The organism is Sphingobacterium sp. IITKGP-BTPF85 (assembly GCF_001006065.1).
GTDB lineage: Bacteria > Bacteroidota > Bacteroidia > Sphingobacteriales > Sphingobacteriaceae > Sphingobacterium > Sphingobacterium anhuiense.
In genome coordinates, this window is sequence record NZ_ASZT02000005.1 from 67,399 (window position 1) to 83,644 (window position 16,246).

Annotated in this window: 17 protein-coding genes and 1 pseudogene; 9 read left to right on the top strand and 9 right to left on the bottom strand. The window is 36.4% G+C overall.

The features are described from left to right. Positions 1–702 carry a hypothetical protein gene (locus L950_RS31585; RefSeq protein ID WP_231576777.1) on the top strand — a complete coding sequence of 234 codons (702 nt, stop codon included), beginning with the start codon at positions 1–3 and terminating at the stop codon, positions 700–702. A gap of 86 nt (positions 703–788) precedes the next feature. Beyond that, positions 789–1,403 (top strand): AAA family ATPase, encoded by a 615-nt coding sequence (locus L950_RS31590; RefSeq protein ID WP_231576778.1) that lies wholly within the window; start codon positions 789–791, stop codon positions 1,401–1,403. A 101-nt stretch (positions 1,404–1,504) separates the two neighbouring features. On the opposite strand, the gene L950_RS01840 is transcribed toward L950_RS31590, so the two are convergent. The 5 genes from L950_RS01840 to L950_RS01860 form a co-directional block, all read right to left on the bottom strand. After that, positions 1,505–2,140: a YceI family protein gene (locus tag L950_RS01840; RefSeq protein WP_021192299.1), complete on the bottom strand. Its 636-nt coding sequence runs from the start codon at positions 2,138–2,140 to the stop codon at positions 1,505–1,507. 114 nt (positions 2,141–2,254) lie between these two features. Continuing rightward, positions 2,255–3,580, bottom strand: coding sequence for a UDP-N-acetylglucosamine 1-carboxyvinyltransferase (murA, locus tag L950_RS01845; RefSeq protein ID WP_021192300.1), 1,326 nt, complete (start codon positions 3,578–3,580; stop codon positions 2,255–2,257). Between the two features lie 113 nt (positions 3,581–3,693). Next, positions 3,694–4,506 (bottom strand): DUF4290 domain-containing protein, encoded by an 813-nt coding sequence (locus L950_RS01850; RefSeq protein WP_021192301.1) that lies wholly within the window; start codon positions 4,504–4,506, stop codon positions 3,694–3,696. 52 nt (positions 4,507–4,558) lie between these two features. After that, positions 4,559–6,835, bottom strand: a complete 2,277-nt coding sequence (locus L950_RS01855; protein ID WP_021192302.1) for an ATP-dependent helicase — start codon at positions 6,833–6,835, stop codon at positions 4,559–4,561. A 464-nt stretch (positions 6,836–7,299) separates the two neighbouring features. Continuing rightward, a complete protein-coding gene (locus L950_RS01860; protein ID WP_021192303.1) occupies positions 7,300–7,947 on the bottom strand; it encodes a class I SAM-dependent methyltransferase in 648 nt (215 codons plus the stop codon). Positions 7,948–8,038: 91 nt separating this feature from the next. Between L950_RS01860 and L950_RS29200 the strand changes: the two genes are divergently transcribed. After that, positions 8,039–8,251, top strand: a complete 213-nt coding sequence (locus L950_RS29200; protein WP_197086168.1) for a LysR family transcriptional regulator — start codon at positions 8,039–8,041, stop codon at positions 8,249–8,251. Then, complete coding sequence (locus L950_RS01865; RefSeq protein ID WP_231576779.1) at positions 8,251–8,913, top strand: LysR family substrate-binding domain-containing protein; 663 nt, start codon at positions 8,251–8,253, stop codon at positions 8,911–8,913. Before L950_RS29200 ends, L950_RS01865 begins: the two co-directional genes overlap by 1 nt. A 63-nt stretch (positions 8,914–8,976) precedes the next feature. Here the strand turns inward: L950_RS01865 and L950_RS01870 are convergent, their stop codons facing one another. The 4 genes and pseudogenes from L950_RS01870 to proS form a co-directional block, all read right to left on the bottom strand. Continuing rightward, on the bottom strand, positions 8,977–9,753 hold the full coding sequence (locus L950_RS01870; protein ID WP_021192304.1) for a TIGR02757 family protein: 777 nt from the start codon (positions 9,751–9,753) through the stop codon (positions 8,977–8,979). A gap of 78 nt (positions 9,754–9,831) precedes the next feature. Further along, positions 9,832–10,976: pseudogene (locus tag L950_RS01875) on the bottom strand (cystathionine gamma-synthase). A 40-nt stretch (positions 10,977–11,016) separates the two neighbouring features. After that, positions 11,017–11,802: a hypothetical protein gene (locus L950_RS01880; protein WP_021192305.1), complete on the bottom strand. Its 786-nt coding sequence runs from the start codon at positions 11,800–11,802 to the stop codon at positions 11,017–11,019. 17 nt (positions 11,803–11,819) lie between these two features. Continuing rightward, entirely contained in the window at positions 11,820–13,292 is a 1,473-nt protein-coding gene (proS, locus tag L950_RS01885; RefSeq protein ID WP_021192306.1) for a proline--tRNA ligase, read from the bottom strand. Positions 13,293–13,468: 176 nt separating this feature from the next. On the opposite strand from proS, the gene L950_RS31595 reads away from it, so the two are divergent. The 5 genes from L950_RS31595 to L950_RS01905 all read left to right on the top strand — a co-directional run bounded on the left by L950_RS31595 (position 13,469) and on the right by L950_RS01905 (position 16,211). Then, positions 13,469–13,768 carry a hypothetical protein gene (locus tag L950_RS31595; protein ID WP_021192307.1) on the top strand — a complete coding sequence of 100 codons (300 nt, stop codon included), beginning with the start codon at positions 13,469–13,471 and terminating at the stop codon, positions 13,766–13,768. Further along, a complete protein-coding gene (locus tag L950_RS31600; protein ID WP_231576780.1) occupies positions 13,765–14,034 on the top strand; it encodes a hypothetical protein in 270 nt (89 codons plus the stop codon). The genes L950_RS31595 and L950_RS31600 overlap by 4 nt, the downstream gene beginning before the upstream one ends. Next, positions 13,917–14,576, top strand: coding sequence for a hypothetical protein (locus L950_RS31605; RefSeq protein ID WP_021192309.1), 660 nt, complete (start codon positions 13,917–13,919; stop codon positions 14,574–14,576). Before L950_RS31600 ends, L950_RS31605 begins: the two co-directional genes overlap by 118 nt. Before the next feature lie 70 nt (positions 14,577–14,646). Further along, on the top strand, positions 14,647–15,795 hold the full coding sequence (locus tag L950_RS01900; RefSeq protein ID WP_031289764.1) for a hypothetical protein: 1,149 nt from the start codon (positions 14,647–14,649) through the stop codon (positions 15,793–15,795). A gap of 32 nt (positions 15,796–15,827) precedes the next feature. Further along, complete coding sequence (locus tag L950_RS01905; RefSeq protein ID WP_021192310.1) at positions 15,828–16,211, top strand: hypothetical protein; 384 nt, start codon at positions 15,828–15,830, stop codon at positions 16,209–16,211. Positions 16,212–16,246: the final 35 nt, after the last annotated feature.

Consider the following 16,246-nt stretch of genomic DNA (forward strand, 5'->3'; position numbering starts at 1 on the left):
ATGATTGATGAGCTTCGTTTTCAACTAAACCGTCTAAATAATGAATTGATATTTGTCAAAACAAAACAAGAACAATATCAAACCTTCATTACTAATGCACTAAACCGCAAGAAGGATATTCAAGATAAAATAATAGCTATTGAAAATGATTTACTGATTATCGAACCTCAAATTCAAGATTTCAAAAACGAACGTGAGCAGCAGGTAGGTGATCTTCAAGAATTTCAGGACAGATTTAATGAAATTTCAGAGATTTTAACTGAAAAATCCGCAAGTTACAATCAAGGAAATCTCGGATACCATCAGCAACAGAATAAAGTTTCAAACATCAATAAAGATCTCGAATTCCGCGAAACGCAGCAGGAGGATTTTCAATCTCGTATCGAACGTAATACAAAAGATCTCGAAGAAGTACAGTTATCTTTAAAAAATACAGCCCAATTTGTAGATGAAGAAGACCAAGATCTGGTGGAAATGTATACGCAGAAGGATGCACTGGAAAAAGGTTTAGAAGAATTAGAAAAGAGCTACTATGGTGTTCGTAAACAAATAAATGAGTTAGAAGAGCAAATTATACAATACCGTCGATCAAAAGAACAAGATGATCTCCTAATTTCTGAAATAAAAGATAAGAAAACAGCACTTCAGATTGATCTTAATACTTTAAAAGAACGCCTTTCTGCAGAGTTAATATTGAATTAAAAGATCTATTAGAACAAGAAGAAACGCCAACAATCACAGAAGATCAAGATGTACTTGTCGCCAAGTGTACGAAACTCAAAAAACAATTGAATGAGTACGGTTCAATCAATCTTATGGCCAAAGAGGCTTTCGATGAGATGAATGAACGTTATAACTTCATCAATAAAGAAAAATCAGATCTATTGGAGGCAAAAGAATCTTTAATGGCAACCATTAAAGAGATTGATGATACTGCAGAGGTACAATTTATGTTTACGTTCAATAGTGTTCGTGATAATTTCATCAAAGTTTTCCGCTCCCTATTTAACGAAGAAGATAGCTGTGATTTAATCCTTACAGACCCATCTAAACCGTTAGATTCGGATATTGATATTATTGCGCGTCCTAAAGGAAAAAGACCATTGTCGATCAATCAACTATCAGGAGGAGAGAAAACCCTCACCTCAACAGCACTTCTATTCTCACTGTATCTTTCGAAGCCTGCACCATTCTGTATTTTTGATGAGGTAGATGCACCATTAGATGATACTAACATTGATAAATTCAATAATATCATTCGTGATTTTTCTAAGAACTCACAATTTATAGTGGTTTCTCACAACAAAAAAACAATTGCGAGCACAGACATCATCTATGGAGTTACCATGGTAGAACAAGGTGTATCACGTGTTGTTGCAGTTGACTTACGAGATGTCGCTTAAGAAATAACAGATTTTGTTATATACAAGATCTGTTATTATAAAAAAAGGGAGTGATACATGTGTATCACTCCCCTTTTTTTATAATAATTATTCTGATGAGCTTATTTAGTCGCTACTAGAGAAACCTTAAAGTTTATCTCAGCAGAAATTAAATCATCTTTTTTACCTTCATAACTTACGCCCCAATCAGCACGAACGATGTTAAAATCAGCTTCTGTGTTGATTGTTGTAGCAGTTGATTCAATTACTTTAGCATCAAATGAGATATTTTTAGTAATACCTTTGATTGTTAAATTACCAGAAATTTTCACATCTTGTGCTGTAGCACCAGCTTCCGCTTTAGTCACAACAAATGTAGCTTCAGGAAATTTAGCAACATCAAAGAAATCCGCCGCTTTTAAATGGCCATCTAATTTCTCTTTGTACTCTCCTTCAAGATCTGTAGAACTAATTGTATTCAAATCCAATGTGAACGTACCACCGTTTAACACACCATTATTCACATTTAATGAACCTGATTTAATCGCAATCGTACCTGTATGTGCACCTGTCACTTTCGTTCCGGTCCATACAACTTTTGACTGTGTTGCATCTACATTAAACACCTCTCCAGCTGGAGTAGCAATTTGTTCTGTCGCAACAGAATCTTGCACTTCCGCTTTTTTTCCTTCTGGATTTCCAGCACAAGAAGACATAATAACAGCTGCGATAGCAGGTAATACTAATAATTTTTTCATAACTAACTTAATCTATTTTATATGTTTAAACACTTGATTAACCAAAGATATTATAAGATCTAAATAAAATCTACTAAAATACTATACAATATCAAATTATGACAATAACATGTTTTAGTGTCCTTTAGGAGCAACATCAACGCGACGAATATCAGCGCCTAATTTCTTTAATCGCTCTTCGATATTCTGGTAACCACGCTCTATTTGCTCGATATTATGAATAGTTGAAGTACCTTTTGCAGATAATGCTGCGATCAATAAAGATACGCCTGCACGGATATCAGGTGAAGTCATTTCAATTCCACGTAAAGGATACATTTTATTCAATCCGATTACAGTTGCACGGTGTGGATCACAAAGTATGATCTGAGCCCCCATATCAATCAGTTTATCAACAAAGAAAAGACGGCTTTCAAACATTTTTTGGTGTATCAAGACATTTCCCTTTGCTTGTGTTGCCACAACCAAAACAATACTTAATAAATCTGGTGTAAATCCTGGCCAAGGTGAATCTGATATCGTTAAAATTGAACCATCAATAAATGTATCTATTTCGTATGAATCCTGCGCTGGAATAAAAAGATCATCACCACGCAACTCCATTTTAATTCCTAAACGTTGGAATACGGTAGGAATAATCCCCAATTCTTTGTAACAGACATCCTTAATGGTAATTTCAGAACCAGTCATAGCTGCTAATCCGATGAAAGAGCCAATTTCAATCATATCTGGCAACATACGGTGTGTTGTTCCACCCAAACGCTCCACACCTTCTATCGTGAGCAAATTTGAACCAATACCGGAGATATTAGCTCCCATACGATTCAACATTTTGCATAACTGTTGCAAATAAGGCTCACAAGCTGCATTATAGATTTCAGTTTTACCTTTAGCCAATACTGCCGCCATAACAATATTAGCAGTACCTGTAACAGATGCTTCATCTAACAAGATGTAAGCTCCCTTTAATTGAGTAGCATCGACATTAAAGAAATGATTTTCCGAATCGTAGATAAACTTGGCTCCCAATTTTTCAAAACCCAAAAAGTGAGTATCCAAACGACGACGACCAATTTTATCGCCTCCGGGTTTTGGAATAGCTGCCTTCCCGAAACGTGCTAATAAGGGTCCTACAATCATAATAGAACCTCTTAAGCTTCCTCCTTTTTCTTTAAATTCTGACGATTGGAAATAATCTATATTGATATCCTTAGCTTCAAAAACATAAGTATCCTCATCAATACGATTGACACGTACACCTAATGCTATTAAGAGATCTATTAATTTATTGACATCCTTAATGTTTGGAACATTACTAATTGTGATGGGTTCTTCAGTCAACAATACTGCAGATAAAATCTGTAATGCTTCATTTTTCGCTCCCTGAGGAATAATCTCTCCTTTTAATGGCTTCCCGCCATTGATTTCAAATGCATTCATGCGTACACCTATATCTTTTTATATTTTCCTTTGATGTTATAAGAAAAAAAGCAATTGAAAAGAAATATAAATCACTTCACAATTGCCTTATATCATACTTAAAGTATTAACAATTATCCTCTCTTATAACCGCTGTTACTATTGCTATTATTATTGCTGTTATTATTATTTTGGTAAGGACGTCTATTGTTATTGTTACTACTTCCGCCACCTGAATTGCTTCGTTTTTGGAACGAATTTGTTCCCGAAGGTCTTCTGTTATTTGAGTTATTATTGTTGTTGCTCCGACTATGGTTATTATTAGAATGCCCGGAATTGTTATTAGTAGTTTGTGTCGGATTATTTCCTTTAACTCTATTTCCCGGAGGCGCACTTTTGAAATCTTGTTTGGTCAAAACTGTACCTTCTGGCAATTGCAATACCTTACTTGACAATTCTGCTAAATCTTGAATAATAAATTCGTCTGCTACCGCATCTTTATTCCATGTTGTATACGCCATCTTCATGAAATTGGCAATTGAAAGCGCCATTTTTTGACGTTTTTCTTCATCCGTAATGGAAATTGCCTTATTAATCATTTTCTCCACTGTAAAACCATAATGCTTGTACTTGATATTATGCTGCGGATAGGATAACAATTCTGGCTCATGCTTCACCAATTCTGGAGTTGCTTTAGGATATGGAGAATCCACGTCAATCTGGAAATCAGAAATAATTTGCAAGTGATCCCACAATTTATGCTTAAAATCTGCCACGTCGCGTAAATGAGGATTTAACACCCCCATCATATCAATGACAACTTGAGCATACTTATTTCTTTCTTCTTTTGTAGGTAAATCACAAATATAGTTTACCATATTTTGCACATTCCTACCGTATTCAGCTAGGATTAGCTTCGGTCTTGTGCTGTTGTAGTCAAAGTTCATATAGTGAATTTCAGTACCAATACAACGTTGTATTCTGTACTTTGGTATTAAATTATTGAATAATTCTCAGTTTTGCAAATTTAAGCAACAATTGTTTCTGTCCCAAGTCTTTAAAGAAAATAGTTGCTTTTACTTCTCCCTTTGATCCTTCGAGGTTAACAACCTTTCCGAAACCAAATCTTTCGTGTTCCACTTCCATGCCAACCTGCAAACTATTTGTGTCGGATGGAGTAAAACCAGCGGAAGGTGTATGCGCTTTGGGTAATATCGAGGTAGTTTTAAAAGGTTTCGGCTTAGGTTTCGAAAAACTATCCGTCTCTTTTTGCTGCCAGGCAATACGCTCACCTTGGAAACTTCCAGATTCTGCAGAAGAACTTTGTCTTGGTTTAAAATCCAGATCCAAACAAGATGGATTCAGTTCATCCAAGAATCTGCTTGGTTCACAGTTATTAAGTGTTCCCCATCGATATCTAGAAGTTGCGTACGAAAGTAATAATTTTTTTTCAGCTCTGGTAACTGCAACGTAAAATAATCTTCTTTCTTCCTCCAGTTCAGTCCTTGAATTAAGTGCCAACTGAGATGGAAATAAATTTTCCTCTAAGCCAACGATGAATACGACAGGAAATTCTAAACCTTTAGACGAGTGTATCGTCATCATTGAAACCGTATCCGCATCTGGATCTTTATCGTTATCATCATTGGTCAGCAAAGCAATATCCTGCATATAAATGTCTAACCCACGTTCCTCAATATCCTCGCGTTCGGAAAACTCTTTAATACCATTGAGCAATTCCTGTATATGTTCGTACCGTGTCAATCCCTCAACAGACTTATCTTCATATAGTTCCTTTAATATACCTGAATGCTGTGCTATATGCATTGCCGTATCAAAAGCACTATTAGTTTTTGCCAGCGCTTGAAAACTCAAGATCATTTGACCAAATCCTCCAACAGAAGCGGCACTACGTCCGTCCATAAACATTTGAGCATTCGCTACAATATCCCAAAGACGGTATTGATGTTGATCTGCGGCGATCACGATTTTCTCAACCGTGGTATCACCAATACCACGACGAGGATAATTGATCACACGTTTCAACGCCTCTTCATCGTTTGGATTAAAAGTAAGTCTAAAATATGCAATTAAATCTTTAATTTCTTTTCGTTGATAAAAAGAAGTACCACCATATATTTTATAAGGGATATTTATTTTTCTTAAAGCTTCCTCCATTGCTCTAGATTGCGCATTGGTGCGATAAAGAATAGCAAAATCTTTATAATTATACGATTTTAATGACTTTTCTTGCGAAATTAATTCCGCAACAATTTTGCCTTCCTCATTATCTGAAAATGCACGTGAAACTTTTATCTTCTCTCCTTCTTCATTATCAGAAAAGACATTCTTTTCCAACTGATTTTGATTGTTAGCAATAACCGAATTCGCGGCGTTAACAATCATTTGAGTTGAACGGTAATTTTGCTCTAATTTAAAAACCTTTACTGCAGGATAATCCTTTTGGAAATTCAAGATATTCTGAATATTTGCACCACGGAAAGCATAAATACTCTGTGCATCATCACCAACTACACAAATATTCTCATTAACAGCAGCTAATCGCTTAACGATTAAGTACTGTGAAAAGTTGGTATCTTGATACTCATCAACCATCAAGTATTTAAACTGATGCTGGTATTTATGCAGCACTTCAGGATGCTTATTCAACAAAACGTTGGTTTTGAACAACAAATCATCAAAATCCATAGCCCCTGCACGATAACAACGTTGCGCATACGTCATATAGATTTCTCCTAACTGACCTCTCCCGTTAGAAATATCTTCCGCTTTTAGTGCTTCATTTTTATTATACTCCTGTGGCGATATGAGATTATTTTTCGCTTGAGAAATACGCCCATACACATGATTGACATTATAAAGTTTGTCATCTAAGTTCATTTCTTTCAAAATGGAACGTAGTAAACTTTTCGTATCATCCGTATCGTAAATCGTAAAATTACGCGGGTATCCGATCAATTCAGCTTCTACACGCAAAATCTTGGCAAATACGGAGTGAAATGTTCCCATCCAAATATTTTTAGCCTCAGCACCAACCACCGACATAATACGATTACGCATTTCTTTTGCGGCTTTATTAGTAAAAGTTAAAACTAATATATTGAAAGGATCTACTCCTTTTTGTATTAAATGGGCAACGCGATAAGTAATGACACGTGTTTTTCCTGATCCAGCCCCAGCAACAATCATAACTGGTCCATCAGTTTGTTCTACAGCTCCTCTTTGAGAAGGGTTCAATCCTGCTAAAAAATCCAAAGCTTTCTCCTAATATTATATGTTATTTAAAATAGCTTATAAAAGTACGAAAATCATTTGGCGGATAGGCAGTCATCGTCACAAATAATAATTTTTTAACAAAATCTGCATCCTCTTATGAATATGTAAAAGACTGATTTGCACTTCAGCTAATACTCGTTCAATATGCAGTAAGATTTTCATCGGATTTAACTGAGCTTTAATAGAGGGTTTTATAGTGTTTTACCTCTAGAAACCCTCTATTATCCCTTTAGAATATCTCCAAAAATAGTACCTTAGTATAAGGTATATATAAGTATATTTCCTATTAAACAGCAGCTTACTAACGTGATATTTGCAAACTAAAATTTATCGTCTTTTAAAATGAATCAACTATGCTTCTTAAGATGCTGTAGTTCGAGATTTAAAAGCTACAAAAGAGGCAAAATTCAATTTTTTATGGAGTACATCAACAGAATTGAATCCTACTTTTTAAGCAAATCAAGCTGATAAGTTAAACTCCGCGGTGTATCTTCATGCTCGATATAAGCAAAAACATGGTCACGATAAGTTCCGTCTTTCAAACCCGTAAGGTATCTACCATAGTAATTATCATAAATCAATTTTTGAATGGCATCATGATCATGAATCACCAGATCAAAAATCCAGATACTCCCGCCCTCTTTGAGTAAGCTATACAGTTTTTTAAATGCATGCTCCCAATCTTGGTCATCACGGAGATGATGCAAAACCGCCGTTGCAATAATAACGTCATAATGATTTTCTTTTAGCTCGGCAGTTCTAAAGTCACCTTTTAATATCTGAACCTGTCCAGTTATGACTTCTTGTACACGTTCTTGTGCTTTTTCCAACATCGGCTGGCTTAAGTCAACCAAAGTACAGTCAAAATCGGACATCTTTTGCGCTAATTTAACAGGGTAATTACCAGCGCCACAACCAATATCTAGCACGTGATTTAATTCCGGATACACAGCGACAATACCATCAGTAATCAGTTCCATATTAAACAAGGCATCTAAAGTCGTCTGCTGTCCTGTGTCAAGATTTGAAAACCGTGCTACATCCTGGTCAAACCGTTCTTCAATTTCTTTTAGCGTTGATTTATATTCCATCTTTCTAATTTTTAATATTTTCAAATCTAAAACATTGAATAATACTTTAAAAATACTATTTTAGGCAATTATTAATACCTTTCAAGTATCGATGGAATTAAGACATTTACATTATTTTAAAGCAGTGGCAACGGAGTTACACTTCGGTCGTGCGGCAGAAAAATTGCATATCTCTCAACCGCCCTTAACCCGTCAGATTAAAGATCTGGAAAAAGAATTAGGGGTCATTTTATTTTACCGAAATAATAAGCGTGTTGAATTAACAAATGCAGGACGCTATTTTTACAGGAATGTGATCAACTGATGCAGCAGCTGGAAAAGGCTAAGCTCATGACCAAACAATTACATCAGGCTATTTCAGGAGATTTCAGACTCGGTTACATTAGTTCGACCCCAAAGAAAATGCTGGCTAAGATATTGAAACAAATCAAAAATGATTTCCCCTACTTACATGTCTATCTGTATGAGACCTCTTCTCAGAAACAAAAAACGGCATTAGAAAATGGGAAACTTGATTTAGGAATACTACGAGCACCTATCTTTACAACTAATCTTCAGGTGTATTCTTTGTTTAAAGATTCCTTTTGCTTAGCAACGCCTAAAAAGTGGGGTAAGGACATTCATGCACTTACTTTAATGCAAGAAGATTTTATTTCGTACAATTCAAGTTATGCTGATGATTACCACAATCAGATCATAACCTGTGCAAACCGGATCGGTTTCCATCCACAAATTGTACACGAATGTAACACCATGCATTCCATATTAGAATTGGTAGCGAATGGATTAGGTATCGCATTTGTTCCAACTTCGGTTGCAAAACAGAATACCGAATTGCCATTAGAATTTCATGCTTTAAAAGAACAGGATATTCAGACAGAGGTGATATTAGCTTATGACAACAAAAGTCAACATCCCGTTTTACAGCAATTTATTACATTAATTAAAAAATATTATACCGCTTAACGCATAGCTATAAGCTCGGAATTATAAAACAGATCAGTTGATTAAAGAAACATCTGATCTGTTTTACAACTCACGTTCTACTCCTAGGCCAAATAAAGCAAAATCATATTTAACCGGATCCAATGGATCTAACTTTCTCAAATTTTCAGTAAGCTGCATCGCTGTTTTCCAGTTTACCTGATCCAAAGTTATTAATCCAAATTTACGAGCGACACGTTCGACATGAAGATCACAGGGACAAATAAGATCCTTCTGATTTAAACGGCTCCAAATTCCAAAATCTACTCCTTTATCATCATGACGTACCATCCAGCGCAGAAACATATTGATCCTTTTAACAGTAGATTTCTGTATTGGAGAACTAATATGCTTTCTCGTTCTTAATGGATAATCAGGAAGAGAAAAAAAGTAATTTTTAAACTCATCTAAAGACTTTTCTAGTACAACTGTACCCGTATTTTCCTGTCCAATTAAAAATGCATCTTCCAAAGAGGAAAAATGATTATAATGATAACGAAAAAACTGAATAAAATACAGAAGATCGGTATCGTTAAAAGTACGATGCTTAAATCCGAGCAACTGCTTTAAATCAACCTCCTGATGATTCATGATGAAATCATGTGGACTTCCATCCATACGTTCTATCAACTCTGTGCATTTATTAATGATGGTCTTCCGTTGCCCCCAAGCTAATATTGCAGCTATAAACCCCATGATTTCCACATCCTCTTTCTTTTGAAAACGATGTGGAATACAAATCGGATCATTCGGAATGAAATTGGGTTGATTATACTTTTCGACTTTTTTATCCAAAAAATCCTTAATATTAAAATCTGCCATCTATTTAAATAAAAACCATCAGTTCCTCCCGATAAAATTATCAGGAGGAACTGACGGCTAAAACTTTTTAATCTATTATTAAACTAACGCTTGTTCCAGATCAGCAATCAAATCATCAGCATCCTCGATCCCAACTGAGATTCGGATCAAATTATCGACCACACCTACTTTCTCACGTATTTCTTTTGGAATAGATCCATGGGTCATTGTTGCTGGATGATTAATCAGAGACTCCACTCCTCCTAGTGACTCAGCAAGTGTAAACACTTTAAATTGCGAAGAAATGCGAAATGTTTCGTTTAGATCAGCACCTTTTAAAACAATAGATATCATACCGCCGAAATCACGCATTTGCTTTTTAGCAATATCATGTCCAGGATGATCTTCAAATCCTGGCCAATAAATTTTTTCCACTTTTGGATGATTCCTAAGATATTCAGCAACTTTACGTCCATTAGCACAATGTGCCTCCATACGTAAATGTAATGTCTTGATGCCACGAAGCGCTAAAAATGAATCCTGTGGTCCAGGAGTTCCGCCTACGGCATTATAAAAAAAGAATAATTGTTTGTATAACTCGTCTGAATTCATAACTAGTGCCCCCATAACCACATCCGAATGACCATTAATATATTTGGTAGCTGAGTGCATAACAATATCAGCACCAAGGTCCAAAGGATTTTGTAGGTATGGAGAAGCAAAAGTATTATCAACTACGTAAAGCACTTTTTTTCCTTAGCAACCTGGCCAATAGCCGCAACATCCGCAATTTTCAATGTCGGATTAGTCGGAGTTTCTACCCAGATTAACTTCGTTTTGTCCGTTATCGCTTCCCGTACAGCATCAGGATCTGAAGTATTTACAAATTTAAAAGTGATTCCATAGGCTTCATAAACTTTAGTAAAAATACGGTAGGAACCACCATATAAATCGTCTCCCGTAACTACTTCGTCTCCTGGTTTCAATAGACGCAAAACACAATCCGTGGCGGCCATACCGCTTGAAAAGGCTAAACCATGCTGACCATTTTCTAAAGCAGCTAAACAGTCTTCTAAAGCTTTCCGTGTAGGATTTGTTCCTCTTGAATATTCGTAACCTTTATGCTCGCCTGGAGAAGCCTGTTGATAAGTAGAAGTCTGATATATAGGAGTCATCACTGCACCCGTTGTAGGGTCCGACTGTTGACCAGCATGAATCGCTTTAGTTGCAAATTTATATGCCATATTATTTAATATTTATATTAATTCTGAAAAAGTAAATTTATTAAAAATCTAACGGAGATTCATATTTAAAAGTATAATTCAAGTCATTTTGCAAACGATTTGACTTTACTATTTTCTGAAATGAATCACTATTATTAAAAGCAGTTGGTAAATCAAAACCGTATTTCTGTGCTGATGCTTCGACAACATCTTGCTTTAATGGATGATGAGGACATACCACGTTGTAGATTTTATTGTTTAAAGGCTTTGCAAAACCCTCACTTATCAGCGACGCAACATCTTCCAAATGAATAAAATTGGCAGGCTGTCCACCCGTAGTGCATTCTTTCTGCTGAAAATATTTAGCAAAAATGCGATTTTGACCAAACAGGCCTCCTAGACGGTAAATATGCGTATTTGGGAATACACCAATAGATTTTTCAGCAAGCAGTAATTTGGACTGCAGTTCATCTTCTTCAAAACTATCCTCATCTATTTCTTTCGAAACATCGGGATATATTCCAATTGAGCTTAAAAATATTATTTTACTATATTGTAAACTGGATAGAAAGTTACTTACTCGAAGGAACCTTTTAGTCAGGTCTTCTATTGTTGATTTATTTGTTGCAGGAACACTCACCAAGATATAATCAAATTCTTTTGGCAAATTAATAGCAGGAGTTAGTGGTTCGTCGAAATTTTGCTTAAATGCAAAAATACCATCGGTTATTAACCGATGGTATTTTTCTGCTGTAGTGGTAGATGCCCAGACTTCATGTCCTTCTTTCAACCATAAATTAGCGACAAACTCTCCTACCCATCCACAACCTAATATGAGATAACGCATGAGTGATTGATTATAAATTAATACGCTTTTGCGAATAAAACACGTTTTGTCGAAGGCTTACCTGTAAAAATACAAATACCAGCTTCCTCTTTTGCGTCTAAAGGCACGCAACGAATAGTCGCTTTTGTTTCTTCTTTCACTAGTTTTTCTGTCTCCACAGTGCCATCCCAGTGACAAGATATAAAACCAGCTTTCGTTTCCAAAACTTCTTTAAACTCATCATATGAATTTACTTCAGTAATATGAGAATCTCTGTAATCCAAAGCCTTTTTAAAAATGTTTTCCTGAATTTCAGTCAATAAACCTTCGATTCTATCTGCTAATCCAGCTTGTTCAACAGTCTCTTTGGTCTGTGTATCACGTCTTGCTAATTCAGCAGTTCCATTTTGCATATCACGTGCTCCAATAGCTAAGCGCAATGGTACACCTTTTAATTCCCATTCTGCAAACTTGAATCCAGGTCTTTGCGTATCACGATCGTCATATTTCACTGAAATATTTTTACTTTTCAATTCGCCAGACAAAGCATCGATAAAATTATCAATTGCTTGCTTCTCTTCTGCTGTTTTAAAGATTGGAACAACAACAACTTGGATTGGCGCTAACATTGGAGGCAATACCAGACCTTGATCGTCCGAGTGTGCCATAACCAGAGCTCCCATCAAACGCGTCGAAACACCCCATGATGTTGCCCATACATGCTCTAATTTACCTTCTTTAGAAGTAAATTTCACATCAAAAGCTTTAGCAAAATTTTGACCAAGAAAATGTGAAGTACCTGCCTGCAGAGCTTTACCGTCCTGCATCAATGCTTCAATACAATACGTGTCTATCGCTCCCGCAAAACGCTCGTTTTCAGTCTTACGACCGCGTATAACCGGCACACCCAAATATTTTTCAACAAAGTCACCATATACATGAAGCATCTTTTCGGTCTCTTCAATTGCTTCTTCCTGAGTTGCATGCGCGGTATGGCCTTCTTGCCACAAGAATTCAGTAGTACGCAAAAATAATCTGGTACGCATTTCCCAACGAACAACGTTAGCCCACTGGTTCACTAAAATTGGAAGATCCCGGTAAGATTCAATCCACCCACGGTAAGTATTCCAAATAATCGTTTCAGATGTTGGTCTAACGATTAACTCTTCTTCCAATTTAGCATCTTCATCAACAATAATATTTCCGTTACCATCATTTTTTAAACGGTAATGTGTCACTACTGCACACTCTGTTGCAAAACCTTCTACGTGTGATGCTTCTTTCGAGAAAAATGACTTGGGGATGAACAAAGGAAAATAAGCATTACTGTGACCAGTATCTTTAAACTTTTTATCCAAAACCGCTTGCATACGCTCCCAAATAGCATATCCATATGGTTTTATAACCATACAACCTCTCACAGCAGCGTATTCTGCCAAGTCAGCCTTGATCACAAGGTCATTATACCATTGCGAATAGTCTTCTTCACGACTTGTTATACCTTTACCCATATTATTAATTCAAAAATTATTGTAACATTGTGATTAAGAATTCCGTCTAATAAAGGAATATAAGTTTTAAAAATAAATATTTATTATTTTTGAGAACACGATTAAACCCTTATCTGAAATTTGGGTCTAAGATAGTAAATTAGACTGTATTGTCGAACATAACGACTTAGTATATTATGAAAAAAAATAGTTTTTTACTCGGCGCTATTGTGATTTCAGGAGCCTTACGCTGGGATCTTGTACTACTAGCAGACCAATCACTCATAGTGATGATGTCTATAATAATAATGCCCAGGCAAGACCAGCTTATCAAAGTCCGGATTACTATTATGCGGATGAAAGTGAAGCTGATCAAGTCCAAGATAACGGATATTATAGTGATGAATATTCTGATGCAGAATATGAAGAAGGAAAATACGAAGACTTGGAATATGCGAATCGAATTAATCGATTTTATTATTCTTCACCAGGTATGACCTACTTTGATCCATTCTTTGATCCTTGGTATGGTATGGGAATGGGATACGGAGGCTTTTATGGTCCTTCATTTGGTTTTGGAGGTGGCAGATGGTCCATTGGCCTAGGTTTTGGCTTCGGCTATGGTTCTGGCTGGGGTTACAATCCATGGTACCAGGATGGGGCTGGGGCGGTGGATATTGGGGTAATGGATATTGGGGCGGCGGCTACTGGGGTGGTGGTTATGGTGGCGGATACTGGGGTAACCACAGATCACGTGACTTAGCAGCACGTTCACCTTACCGTGATAACTACAACACACGTTCGAGATCAGGTACGCGTTACAGTGATGGTGGAAGAACTACTGGACGTACACGTTCGAATGCTGTCGTCTCTAGAGATGCGAACGGTAGAATTAGCAGTGTTGGAAGAACACGTTCTTCTGCATCAAGCAATAATCCAAATGATACCAGAGCAGGAAGAACACGTATCGGTTCAAGCAATACCAACAGAGGTGATTATAATAATGGTGTTGGCAGAACACGTTCAACACGTTCCGATAATTACAACAACTCAAATAGTAATGTAGGCAGAACACGTTCTACAAGTTCAACAAGAGTACAACAATCAAACCCAGCGACAAGAAGTACAAGTAGAGATACTTATCAACCTTCAAGAACACGTTCTAGCGAACCGGTTCGTTCATCGCAACCAACGATGCGATCACAATCGAGCGGAAGCTTTAACAGTGGCGGTGGTGCCACTCGTTCATCAGGTGGTGGCGGAGGCGGTGGTGCTACACGCAGTGGTGGAGGCCGTACAAGATAAATATGATTCATAAGAAGAGTGGTTGATGAAAATTCAATCACTCTTTCATTACTACTATATATAAAACTATATGACTATTAAAAAAATACTTTTTGGGAGTGTACTAGCTATAGGTATGGTTGGCACCGCAAAGGCCCAGTCAATGACGGAAGATGTACTTTTGTTTTCTCAAGGAGACAATGGAGGAACAGCTCGTTTCAAGGCTATGGGAGGTGCTTCAACTGCATTAGGTGGTGATATTAGCGCTATAACAGGAAACCCTGCAGGTTTAGGTTTTTATAACCAATCTGATGCTTCTGCAACTTTACGTTACCAATATGGGAAAAATAAGATGGATTATTTCGGTAACAAAAGCAATAGCAAAACAGACAATTTTAACCTGGATAATGGTGGTGTTGTATTTCATTTACCAACCACTCGTTACGGCGGAGACTTAACTAAAGGCTGGTTAAATTTTAATGTTGGTATTGCTTACAATCGTACGAATCTTTTTAACAATAAATTAGACTATAGTGGCGTGAATAGTGACAATTCGATCACACATGCGTATGCAGATCGCATGTTCGATGAGGATGGAAGTGAATGGGCAAATGACATGAAATCATCCTTTATGTTTGATAAAACTATTGGCAAAGACAAAAACTTTTATTTTCCAATTGCTGAAGATAAAGGAAGCGAACAATTGAATTCAGTATGGACCAAAGGTGGAAAATCTGAAACAGCATTATCTTTTGGCTCTAATTATAGCAATAAATTTTATATCGGAGCAACTTTCAGCCTAACAGATTTCCGTTATGAAAAATCTGCTGTTTTTACAGAATACGGCATAACGAAAGATGCGGCTGGTATTAAAGCATTGAATCCTGAATCAAACTATCTAAAGGCAGATGAAGAACAGGCAAAATTTGTTGATGTGGACTACGAACTATTTGACCATTACGGCCAAGTGACTCAAGGATCTGGTTTTGATTTTAAATTAGGTATGATCTATAAAGCCACACCTTCTTTAAGTTTAGGATTTACGCTAAAACGCCTACATTTATGTCAATTACAGATGAATCGACCTCTTATACAGACATTAACTACTTTAAGCCAAATGCCGATAAGTCATTCCATAATTTCGCATCTAAGTATTACGACACCTCGTACGATTATAACTTACAAACTCCCTATAAGCTTTCAGCTGGTCTTACACAATATTTTTCTGCCGGTCTATTAACTGCGGAAGTTGAATTTGTCGATTATGCAAGTATGCGCTATAGAGATGTTTATAATAATAATTCAAACGAGCAGCAGATGAATGCTAATATTAAAAATACATACCAGGCAGCCTTCAATGTACGCGTAGGTGGCGAGGTATTATTTAATCAGATATTAAGCGGAAGAGCTGGTTTCAATTATAATGGTAATCCGTACAAAGATGCTGAGTATAAAACTTATGGCATTTCAGCTGGTCTAGGTGCTAAATTAGGCCGTGGTGTATATCTTGATCTGACTGGTGTTTATAATGCCAACAACTATAAAGAAAATCCTTATAGAATCACTTATGAAGGCGACTGGAATACGGTTAGTCCAAGTGTTGACGTTAAGAATAGCAGAACAAATGTAATGTTAACGATAGGATCAAAATTCTAGATCCTATTATACGAAAAAAAGGCCTATTTCATATG